Origin of the sequence: Bacillus sp. CCNWLW194, from assembly GCF_037120585.1 — a bacterium.
Taxonomy (GTDB): domain Bacteria; phylum Bacillota; class Bacilli; order Bacillales; family Bacillaceae_G; genus Bacillus_A; species Bacillus_A basilensis.
This window is the reverse complement of the sequence record NZ_JBBBBL010000039.1, coordinates 1-11,230: the sequence shown is the minus strand read 5'-3', so window position 1 is coordinate 11,230 and position 11,230 is coordinate 1. Positions and strand designations below refer to the sequence as shown.

At 32.5% G+C, this 11,230-nt stretch carries 11 protein-coding genes and 3 pseudogenes; 11 read left to right on the top strand and 3 right to left on the bottom strand.

Annotated elements, in window-relative coordinates:
* Positions 1-255: 255 nt before the first annotated feature.
* The gene (gene lepB / locus V7S50_RS33705) at positions 256-810 is read right to left on the bottom strand and encodes a signal peptidase I (protein ID WP_336376834.1); all 555 of its coding nucleotides are present in this window, start codon (positions 808-810) and stop codon (positions 256-258) included.
* A gap of 269 nt (positions 811-1,079) precedes the next feature.
* Here lepB and V7S50_RS33700 point away from each other — a divergent pair, with 269 nt between their 5' ends.
* The 8 genes from V7S50_RS33700 (at position 1,080) to V7S50_RS33665 (ending at position 7,792) form a co-directional block, all read left to right on the top strand.
* On the top strand, positions 1,080-1,601 hold the full coding sequence (locus V7S50_RS33700; RefSeq protein ID WP_336376835.1) for a peptide ABC transporter ATP-binding protein: 522 nt from the start codon (positions 1,080-1,082) through the stop codon (positions 1,599-1,601).
* A 23-nt stretch (positions 1,602-1,624) separates the two neighbouring features.
* On the top strand, positions 1,625-1,807 hold the full coding sequence (locus V7S50_RS33695) for a hypothetical protein (protein WP_336376836.1): 183 nt from the start codon (positions 1,625-1,627) through the stop codon (positions 1,805-1,807).
* Between the two features lie 168 nt (positions 1,808-1,975).
* Positions 1,976-2,323, top strand: coding sequence for a hypothetical protein (locus tag V7S50_RS33690; RefSeq protein ID WP_274450641.1), 348 nt, complete (start codon positions 1,976-1,978; stop codon positions 2,321-2,323).
* A 305-nt stretch (positions 2,324-2,628) separates the two neighbouring features.
* Positions 2,629-2,970, top strand: coding sequence for a DUF4257 domain-containing protein (locus tag V7S50_RS33685; RefSeq protein ID WP_017657949.1), 342 nt, complete (start codon positions 2,629-2,631; stop codon positions 2,968-2,970).
* A gap of 93 nt (positions 2,971-3,063) precedes the next feature.
* A complete protein-coding gene (locus V7S50_RS33680; RefSeq protein WP_336376837.1) occupies positions 3,064-3,258 on the top strand; it encodes a hypothetical protein in 195 nt (64 codons plus the stop codon).
* A gap of 135 nt (positions 3,259-3,393) precedes the next feature.
* Entirely contained in the window at positions 3,394-3,561 is a 168-nt protein-coding gene (locus V7S50_RS33675) for a hypothetical protein (protein WP_336376838.1), read from the top strand.
* A gap of 1,035 nt (positions 3,562-4,596) precedes the next feature.
* The gene (locus V7S50_RS33670; RefSeq protein WP_336376839.1) at positions 4,597-7,365 is read left to right on the top strand and encodes an S-layer homology domain-containing protein; all 2,769 of its coding nucleotides are present in this window, start codon (positions 4,597-4,599) and stop codon (positions 7,363-7,365) included.
* A gap of 13 nt (positions 7,366-7,378) precedes the next feature.
* On the top strand, positions 7,379-7,792 hold the full coding sequence (locus V7S50_RS33665; RefSeq protein ID WP_336376840.1) for a CDI toxin immunity protein: 414 nt from the start codon (positions 7,379-7,381) through the stop codon (positions 7,790-7,792).
* 237 nt (positions 7,793-8,029) lie between these two features.
* Here the strand turns inward: V7S50_RS33665 and V7S50_RS34235 are convergent, their stop codons facing one another.
* Complete coding sequence (locus V7S50_RS34235) at positions 8,030-8,173, bottom strand: IS3 family transposase (RefSeq protein ID WP_442896557.1); 144 nt, start codon at positions 8,171-8,173, stop codon at positions 8,030-8,032.
* 101 nt (positions 8,174-8,274) lie between these two features.
* Between V7S50_RS34235 and V7S50_RS33655 the strand changes: the two are divergent.
* Positions 8,275-9,012, top strand: a pseudogene (locus V7S50_RS33655) (ribonuclease domain-containing protein); the annotation flags it as partial.
* A 14-nt stretch (positions 9,013-9,026) separates the two neighbouring features.
* A complete protein-coding gene (locus V7S50_RS33650) occupies positions 9,027-9,302 on the top strand; it encodes a barstar family protein (RefSeq protein WP_336376841.1) in 276 nt (91 codons plus the stop codon).
* A 150-nt stretch (positions 9,303-9,452) separates the two neighbouring features.
* On the opposite strand, the pseudogene V7S50_RS33645 reads toward V7S50_RS33650, so the two are convergent.
* Positions 9,453-9,975, bottom strand: a pseudogene (locus V7S50_RS33645) (GNAT family N-acetyltransferase).
* 216 nt (positions 9,976-10,191) lie between these two features.
* Here V7S50_RS33645 and V7S50_RS33640 point away from each other — a divergent pair.
* Positions 10,192-11,174: pseudogene (locus V7S50_RS33640) on the top strand (IS4 family transposase); the annotation flags it as partial.
* Between the last annotated feature and the right edge of the window lie 56 nt (positions 11,175-11,230).

Genomic DNA, 11,230 nt, shown 5'->3' with positions numbered 1-11,230 from the left:
AATGCTTAGTCATTCAAGAATCCCATCCGTTACACCGTAAGGTGTAGGACTTGCGGCTTTAGCCGTGGGAGTGTCAATTGCATCAAATTCTAATGATGTAGCTAAATAAGATTTTAGCGGAAATTTATAATAGCGAAGATTTTAGAAGGTTCATCTATAAGTTTTTTATCAGTCGAACTTAACTAATCAAAATCATATTGTAAAAAGGTCCGACTGTCCTACAGTTGGACCTTTTTATATATTTAATTAATTGTATTAAAATTTCATAAATTTATTTAATGGTTTATAGCGTAAAATTACCTTACCTTCAATATCATTCAAAGATATAAATCCTATTTCTTTAAATCTACTGTCTAAGCTTTCTTCGCGATTATCTCCTAATACAAAAATTGTATTATTCGGAACCTTATCGAAACCGGAAATACTTTTTAATGAAAAATCAGCTGTATTACCTTTTGCGTATAGATCTTTTACCACAAGTCCATTTATATAAAGCTGCTGTGATTTATATTCTATTGTATCTCCAGGTAAACCAATTACTCTTTTTATAATTGTTTTATTATTAGAAGTGTTTTCTAGGTGGGGATTAACAACAACTATATCAAATCTTTGCAGATCGTCTATTGAATGGGTGAGGTGATTAATTAAAACCTTGTCATTATTAAATAAGGTATTTTCCATAGAGACTCCAGAAACCTTATATGGAAAAAAAACGAACTGTCTTAGTAAAAGTAAGGTAACGCCAATTATAAATATTAATATTGGAAAAACAGAAATTAGACGTTTTTTCAATTGTAAATCAAACTCCATTCTGAGGGTTTATAATATTCATCATAACATAAAATTAATGGATTAAACATTCTGAATATTGTTGTTTTTATAGATGCAATTTGTTAAAATTAAGTATACCTTTTTTAAATTTCAATTTTTTATATCTATAATCACTATAGCCCTTTCGGGGTTTCGATTTTCAAAGATAGTTTAAGTTTTTTACTTTTACTTTCTTTTTAAATATAACTCCGAAAAGGGCTTTTTTGCGTTTTTTGGAGAACATCACATTGTGAAAGGATGAAGAATTTATGAAGATTAAGAGATTGTTTTTAGTGTTAGGCGTTTTAGCTATGATGTTTGTTTTTTATAACACCTTTATAAAGGATGAACCTCAAACAGATGCTTTAACTTCAATCAAAGTAGAAGATTTGAAACAAAAAATTCAATACGATTATTTGTTTGAAGATGAATTATCACAAAATGTGATTAATGACTTAGGAGGGCAATTCAAATTAATATTTGATGATATTGATAAGAACGGCCACTTAACCATTTATCAAAATAAAAAAGAACTAGAAATGTTTTTAGGAAATCATGTAACTACTGCAGAATTAGCTGATGAATTTACATCAGACTATTTTAGTACAAATAAGAACTACAAAGTTACTTATAAAAGTAAGCCAATTCTATTTAATTATGAAAAACCAAGAACAGTTACAAAAGTAAAAAAAGGATTGTTTTTGGTAAAACAAAACGACTTAATCCTGGAATTTAAATATGCACCAGAAATAGATGGATTTCGGATTTCTGAGATTACATATTTAAAATAAAAAATTATTTGGAGGGTTTTATTATGTTGCAAATTAGAACTGTTATTGCTGATGCATTAAGAATTGATGATGAAGTGAATGGTTTTTTGAAGTATTGTGATAATCCTGGAAAAATAGTTGAAAAAATAACACCGAGCGGGTTTATGGAACGTGAACAAGGCCAACCGCTTTTGGTTATGGTAATCGAATATGAAGAGAAAAATTAACGGCAGTTATGAAAAAGACGAGGATCAATTCCTTGTCTTTTTTATTTTCTAAGAAGGGTGGATATATCGACTATGAAAATAATAAAAAAAGCGCCCGTCTTTAATTACAAAGAATTTGAGAATTGTTTGTTAGAGATGAATAATCGTGAATCAGATGTGGCTAATTAAATGGTACCTATTGATTTAGCAAAAGTTCTAAAGTTTATACTTGAAGGTTCATTTTCGGTTAAAGAGCTATTGGATCAGAACTTTCAACCTGAATCTATAGTGGCAGCTGTTGATTATATGTGGACTAAAATAGTTGGAAATCATACTATTTTACACAAGATTACAAGGAATGATGCAGTGGATTTCGTTGAGGAAAAACAGGTAGCATTTGAGATACTGGAATTCTGTATTCATCAAAGTTGTAGTGTAATCTACAGCATAATTGATGGCAGATTGAAAAAAATAAATAATAATCAGGCTTTCGAATTATTAGAAAGTGTAAAAGTATCGAAGAATTTGATTTGTTAACTTGAGAAAGTTAAATAACAGAAAAATTTTCTGAATTTAAAGATAAAACAAACTTCATTGTGATATAATTTAGTTGCATTTTTTTCTTTTTCTTTTTTATATCACTAATTACTTATAACCTTTCGGGTTAATGAAATTACACAAAAAGGAACTTTATGTTACTTTATTTCATTGTGTAAACAATTCATTTTCCTGGAAGGTTATTTGTTTTTGCCTGAAAGGGGTGATGCTATGTCATAAGAACTAATTAGTAAATAGAAACTGCTGCTGCAATGTCAAAAGTTTTTCGAAAAGGGGTGCATATTATGTTGGTTACAGTAATTGTGTCAGTTGTGGCTGGTATGGTCTCAGGATTGGCTAGTCATTACATCACAAACAAAAAGTTTTTGTTGCCTCGTAAGAGCAAGCTTGCATTTCACCCAGGTTTCTTGGGAGAGATGTTTGTAGGAAGTATTGCTTCACTCGTTGGTGTCGCAATGTTTAACCCTGAAACAATGATGGAAATTCTTAAGGTGAGTATTCTTGCTGGGGTTTCAGGGCAAGCTTTCTTGCTGCACAATCGCTTGGCAACGGAACAAGTCAAAAGCAACGAGATTCAGTCAATTTCAAAGAAATTGACCGAACTCGAAAAAAAGAATAAGGAATGAAAGAGGAGTAATCTGGTATAAATAGAAATAGAGAGATGAGGAGATTTGGTTATGTAATGGCCAAATACAAAGAGTTGAGTTGAGGTGAGCCCCATGTCTCGAAAGGAAGTTTTTGAGTATCTAGATGATCAAGAAAAGGAAGATTTAGCAGAATGGACAGAAGAGCTTATGAATGCTCAATCTACGAAAGCAGTTAAACTTTATTCAGATAAGATAAAGGAACTGCTAGGAAAGATTGAACAACGAATGATTAGTTCAGGAGAGGAAGCAGCGACGGTTAGCTTCTGATTGAATAGCAAGAAAAAGAAAAGCTGATGGGGGTGGTTATCCATCAGCTTTTCTTTATAATAAAAAAAATTCTAAGAAAACAGAGAACATGGTTGAGTAGCTTTGTTATTAAAAAAATTAAGAGGAGTTTCTACAATGAGTACAGATTTATTACAAAAATTATTAGAGGTTGATCAAAAAGCCAGAGAACAAGAAAGAATTCATTTAATACAAAACTTTTTTAATTTAGGTGTTTCAGTTGGAATCATAGAGGGAGAAACTTCAGTAAGTGTAGAAGATGTAAAAAGGATTGTTAATAGTTAAATAATAAATGTATAAAGTTAAAATTGTTTTAAAAACTAGTCCAATATAAGTATTGAGTCAATGTATTCATCTCAAAGCGTAAAAAAAGACACAATAGAAAGTGTTTTTTTTTACGTTGACATGCTATGAAAGAAAATGTAGTGATTAATCATAGTTTGTTGGATGCTTCTTGGTTAATATTAGTATAACATTATCATTAGTGATTTTATATGAAATTATGCATATATATAAATTTTTGTATTACGTTTATAGCTATGTTTTTCTCCTTAACATTTCTTCAATCTTCCTCTATACACTCCTTTTTGTTTCGCTAACTTTATTCCCGTAAGTTGCTTTTCTTTAATAATTTCATCTATTCCATATTTCATGAGCTGTTCAATCTGTGTATCTAGATTTTAATCTTGTGCACTGACATGAGCTTATCCATAAACCATTGTTCTCCTCATTCCAATTTCATTTTTGATAAGTGTTATTGAGAGTATCTGAGACTAAATAATATCAAGGAAAGGATTTCTTCTCAATAGGGTACACTCTATCGAGAAGGTAAATATGCAATTATGCATATTTATATTTTTCGTTTTAATACCAATTAAACCTAATATATAATTAAAAGGTTTTTAAGAATTGATAAGGAGGTGCGAGTATGAAGAAAATCATAGGACTTATATTATCATTATTTTAACTATTTTCTATCTATGCACCAATGTTTACGGAGGAAGTCGAAGTTTTAAATCAAATAGGCCGCGTCAAATAGAAAGGGGATTGGTATCATAATGCGGATTTTACACTAAGGGATTTTTAAATTAAAAAACTTGGTTTTACTATATATTAAGAAGGTTCCATAAACGGGCTACTATATTTAAAAAATGAAACATCTTATGAATTAATTATTGTTTAGACAGAATGACTTAGGTTGTCCTTATGCGAAATATCAGTATGAATAGAAATTTGATAATTATATAAAACGCCGTAAATGAAGGATAAAATAAGTGCTAATTTTGCAATTATATTTTTACCAATTGAATAGGAGCTATTATGAATACAATTAAGAAATTATTTTTAAGTTTTATGGTATGTATTTTATTATTCAGTACAGTAGGAACAGCGTATGCAGAACAAAATGGTCAAGTGAATTCATCATCTTTTATTGACGTTCCTAAAACACACTGGGCGTATAAAGAAATGATGTATATGGCTGAGAATAAGATTATAACGGGATACGGAAATGGGTATTTCGGTGCTACGGATCCTATTATTCGCGAACATCTTGCTGCTTTCTTGTATCGATATTTAAAACCGCAAGATAGCACCAATAATCCATTTGTTGATATTGGTAACAGTGGTTTCAAAAAGGAAATTTTGGCACTTACGGCACGTGGTATTTTCAGTGTAAATACTGAGAAAAAATTCAATCCGAAAAATAATATGACACGTGCTGAAATGGCAACTGTACTTGTAAAAGCATTCGATTTAAAACCACAAGGGAATTTTGAGTTTGTGGATATGAAAGGTCACTGGGCCAACGAATATGTGAAAATATTAGCTGGTAACAAAATAACAAGTGGTACAGGTGACGGCAATTTTAATCCAAATGGCATTGTTACTAGAGAGCAATTTTCTATGTTCTTATATAAGACAATTATGGCAACATCAAGTATAAAAAATAATAACGCGGTTGGCTGGGTTGTAGATGGAGAAAAGAAATACTATTATGACAAACCAGGCGTGAAACATACTGGATTATTACGTTCAGGGGATGATACCTATCTCTTCGATAAAAATGGTAAACTAGCTTCAGGATGGAATACTGTAGACGGAAAGGACTACTATTTTGATACGGTAAGTGGAGTTGCACAAAAAGGATGGTTCTCTCAAACTACTCATTGGTATTATGCGGACGATAACGGTGTGATTCAAAAAGGCGATGTAAACTACAAAGGAAAACAATTCCAATTTGATAGAACAGGTAAAATGGTAAAAGGCTGGGTAACGATCAAATCCCTCGACCATAATATATATAAATCCAGAACAGTTACAAGAGGATATGATCCTATAAAAATTGGTGACGATGAAATTCTTGAAATAGTTGGGGAAGATGGTCCTCTATGGTTTAAGGTGAACTATAAGGGTCAAACTTATGTTGTAAAAAAATTATTTGTAGTCGTTTTTGATCAATCTTTGTCTAATAAAATAGATACAATTCGTCAGGACATTGCAGATTTAAAAACTACTGCAGAGTTGGTAAAAATATATTCCGAACGCTTTAAAAAAGCAAAAGAAACTAAAAATTATGACATGGCTCTAGTAGATTCAAGTGAACTTGCAGCAAGCTTATCAGGATTTCTAACTACCATAAAAAATTCTGATATGACGAATTTAGTGAATAAAATCTACGAAAAAGAAGCTGATCCAGCTATAAAAGAAAAATACAATTCTACCATCGCTACTTTAGAGATGATGAATGAGGATTTTGGCAAGATCCACAAATTAATGCTGCTAAAAGATAGCATTATGGTGATAGATAAAGCGAATCAAGATTCAGGAAACATTATTCAACAAATACAAAATGGTAAAAACTTAGCACAACAAGATAAAATTAAACTTCAAAATTATGCTAACGGGATACCAGAGTATAAAAAACAAATGGTGGAATGGTATGCAGATACTTTGGAAGCCGTAGCCCAAGGTGTGATAGTTTTTACTAATGAAATAACTTTCTTCTGGCCTGTATTCGATGAAATGTATGTTGAACCAGCAGAAAAATGGATTGGCTCATTACCACAAAGTGAAATCAGTAAATTTGCAGATGGTGTTCGTGACTACGGACAGCAACTTACTGCCATGCAAGAAGGATTTAAAAGTAGACTACCTGAATATAAACAAATGGCCGATGATTTACGCGTAGTAAATAAAAGTTTTATAAAATTTGGAGATTCTGTACAAAAAGCCGGAGCATCAATTCATAAACAAGCAGTAATGGCTGATGAACTAGTTAATAGTGTTACAACGCACGTTGCAGAAGCGCAACAAGCATTCCCAACTATCCATACAGATATTCTGTCTGGATTAGATGCTGCTAATAACATGATGGATTCTGCTAATAAAATTGCGAGTTATAAAATTGATGTGCCTGCGGCATCCAAAAATATAGGGAATATGGATGGACTAAGAAACACTTTACGTGATTTTGGTGTGCCACCTGAAAAAATGAAGGAGTATTTGGAAGAAGAAAAACGTTCTGCTCAACAAACTTCATTCCTGCTTGATATTACTCCTGGATTTGGAGAACTAAAACAAGGTATCCAGCTCTTTACGGGTGAGGATATGTTTACTCATGAAAAATATGGTCCAAGTGAATTTGTAACAGGAACGCTTGCTGCAGTTACTGGCGGTACAACAAAAATAATTGGCCGTACATTTGGTAAACTTGGCGATCTTGAGAAAAATGCACAGAAACTAGGCAAAGTTTCAAAAGGTGCTCAATCGGGTGAAATTGTTCTTGATAAAGTCAAAACCTATGAACAAGCTAGAAATCAAGCAATGGATCTTTTAGGGAATTTAGGTAGCGACTCTATTCCAATGGTTGGAACAATGAAAAAAAGTGCAGGATATGGTAAAGTAATTGGAAGACAAACTGCTGATAAAAAAGCAAGATGGCGATTAGATTATGATCCTGAAAAAGGTCTACATATGAATGTAGAGGATTTTAGAAACGGTAAAGGAAGTAAATCTACTAAATATGCAATTCCAATAGAAGGTGATGAAGAGTTATTTAAATCACTATTAAAACATTTAAACAAGTAAGGTGATAAATATAATGGCAACTTTGTTAGACGAATGTATCGAGGCATTAGGAGAAAATATAGTAGTTTTTGAAGGTAAAGAGAAAGAAAAAATCTTAGATAGCTTTGAAAACTCATTTCCAATTACAAGTTGGGCCAGAATTGATTGGGATAAATTCTGTGATTTCCAAAATATCGTTTATTTGGATGATATAGAAGCGTATCTAAATAAACAATACAGTTTAGACTCTTATATCATTTATATTATTTGGGATGAAGCATCCTTACCAATCATAAAAACGAATTTACATCAAATACTACAGGTGATTGATGATGTTACAGCAGTCAGTTTTGATACTTGGCTCTATTCTCCAAATCTAGGATATGCAATAGAGTTTTATCATGAAGGTGAAGTACGTATTGGTAATAAGAAAGAGATTTTAGAATAAGGAGTGAATGAAAAAAGTAGGGGCTTCCCCTACTTTTTTTATGTGAACTTTAATAAGGTTTTCAACCCTAGCTATAATAATGATCACTTCTCCTATTTATAAGTACGGGTTAATGAGGCAGCTAACTATTAGTGTTTTTAGAACTGTCGATATTCTTATGTTGCTTTTAAAATAGCTACGGTATTTTGTGAACTGTACCCTATAAAATGGGCAGTTTAATAAAAAAGCTCTAAAAAATCAAGTACTTAAAAGATGGTTCCGATATTCGATCGGGGCCATCTTTTTTAATGTCCACTGATAACGATTATAATTATACTCCTCTATATAATCCTTTATGTTGAGCTCAAGGGATTCAAAGGTTTGACAATCTTTGTAATCAATTTATCTTTCATATGACCAAAAATGGACTAATTAATAGTGTCTCAACGCATGTTGCAGAAGCCCAACAAGCATTCCCGACTATTCATACAGATATTATGTCTGGATTAGATGCTGCGAATAATATGATGGACTCTGCTAATAAAATTGCGAGTTATAAAATTGATGTACCTGCAGCAGCCAAAAACATTGGAAATATTGACTTGAGTAATGCACTACGTGATTTAGGTGCGGATCCATCTAGAGTATATGATCGTAAGAATGATGGAGATTTATCTTTCATATTGGGTATTACGCCTATAGTTGGTACAGGAAAAGAAATAGGACAACTCATAAAAGGTGAAGACTTAGTAACAGGTCAAAAATGTGGTCCAGAAGATTATACATGGGGGACACTGGCTGCCGTATCTGGTGATACAACACGAGTTGTTGGTAAAGTTTTCGGAAAGATTGGTGATCTTGAGAAGAAAGGTAAGGCTTTAGAAGCGGCAGCCAAAAACACAAAATTCACGAAGTATCCTACTGGTTTTGATGAAGTTGCTCAGTATATAAAACAAAACAAGAAATTACCGGATAATTATATCACGAAAGAACAAGCAGAAGCACTTGGTTGGGTTAATAAGGATGGAAACCTTCATAAGGTAGCTCCTGGAAAAAGTATAGGTGGCAATGTGTTCAAAAATAAAGGAAACCCTTTACCAAATGCCCTAGGTAGAGTCTGGTATGAAGCTGATATTAATTATTTATCAGGATATCGAGGTAATGATAGAATTCTTTATTCTAGTGATGGATTGGTATATAAGACCTCAGAACATTACAAAACGTTTACTGAAATAAAGTAGAGAGGAATTTAGTTATGGAAAAAATACATTTAGATGGACGGATGTTTACAAGTAAAGATGTACTGCATAAAACATTAAAAAACAAATTAGATCTTCCAGATTACTATGGTGAGAATGCAAATGCGTTATGGGATTGCTTAACAGCATGGGTTACTCTTCCTTTAACGATAGAATGGGAATTTTTTAAAGAAAGCCAGGATATGTTAAGTGAAGAAGCAGATTTGATTTTAGAAACATTTCAAGATGCACAAAATGAAATGCCAGGTAAGTTCTATATTGTTGTAAAATAATTAAAAGGATCTTAGGTAAAAATAAAAACCGTGGAAATATTTAATTTCTACGGTTTTTATTGTATCAATTAGATTTTTTTTCATAGTGGCCCCTCATACCTCGAATCGTTTCCGTATCCTCTTTCCATGAATTTTGTTCTTTAAAATTGTTTATGACTTCAATTTTATTTCATAATGAGATAGTTTTTTCCCTGGATAATCCTTATCATAAGAAAATTGGAACCCGAGTCAATACCTTTTTTGATTTATCATTTGTAATTTTAATTCTCGCAATTAGTTTTTTAATTTCCATCGAGTTAGCAGCGTACTGAATAGAAGCTTTTGCTGCTTCGGTTGCATAACCACTTCCCCAAGATGCAGGATCTAAAAGGTACATAATCTCAACTTCATCTTCTTTTTGATCTACATATCTTAAGCCACAATGTCCTATAATCTCCTCAGTACTTTTATTTTATACTGTCCATACACCAAAGCCATATAGATTCCAATGATCTACGAATTTTTCAACATATATCTTTGCTTCTTCTTTTGTCATCCCTCTAGATGCTGCAAGCCATTTACCGACTGTATCTTGTTTTACGATGTTATAAATATCATCAATATCTTCTAAACTTACTTTTCTCATATAAAGCCGGTCTGTTGTAATTGTTTTTTTGTCTATTTTAACATTCATATAACTCGCTCCTCTCGACAGTAATAAATAGTTCTTTCTAAGTCTATTATATTTTCCCGTTTTTTTCCGTGACATCCATTACTTATACCTTTTCTCTAGTCTATTAAATAGCTGTGCACAACACTTTCCCATCAAATTAAAATAATTTTATATCCATATAACGAAAAAAAACACTATTCTTATTGTAGAAATATACAGAAAGGAAGGTGATTTAGTATGAACCTATCGATTCAAGGTGGGTTTAATTTATTCGCTGAAGAACTACAGCGATATCTATCTCAATATGTTTTTCCACAACTCGCACAGGAGACAGGATTTGTAAAACGTAAAAGTAAGTATGGCGCACGAGATTTGGCTGCTTTATGTATTTGGATCAGTCAACATGTAGCAAGTTATTCTCTCACTCGATTATGTGTCACCTTTATGCAAATGCAGCTACACTCATGAATCCAGAAGGACTGAATCAACGCTTTAATCCAGCAGCTGTCACATTTCTTCGAAAAGTCTTTACTTCTCTTCTCACACAAGGACTCTGTTCAAATCACTCACTTTCTGCACACATAATCTCTACTTTCAATCGTATTCTCGATGCAACAGTATTTCAACTACCTGGCCAATTTACCACTGACTATCAAGGTTCAGGTGGGAGTAGTAATAAGGTAGGCGTGAAAATCAAATTAAAATATAATTTACTTAGTGGTCAATTCCTTAATTTGCAACTTGGACCAGGAAAGAATAATGATAAAACAGATGGTACCATCTGTCTTGAAACCGTAGAAGTAGGCGATTTGTGTTTACGTAATCTTGGTTACTTCGATTTAGTAGACTTACAAACCATTCATGATATAGGAGCTTACTACATCTCGCGGTTGCAGTTGAATACACGTATTTATATCAAAAACCTTGAGCCAGAATACTTCAACAACGGTACGTTAAAAAAGCAAACAGAATACATCCAGCTTGATATGACACAAATGCTGTCTGACCTAATCCCTGACGAAACGATGGAAATCTACGAGGCATACATTGGCCAAAATCAGAAACTTTCAGCACATGTCATTATACATTGTTTAACCGATGATCAAACGTAAACACGTCTGAAAAATCAAGCCATACGAGAAAAGAAGAAAGGCATTGTCATGAAGGATAAAAGTAAACGCTTGATGGGCATGTGGCGGTACCCCACATCCATCAACTTAAGGATTTAGACTATTTTTGAAGTTAAAAGCACGTTACTATTTTCTTATGTTAATGA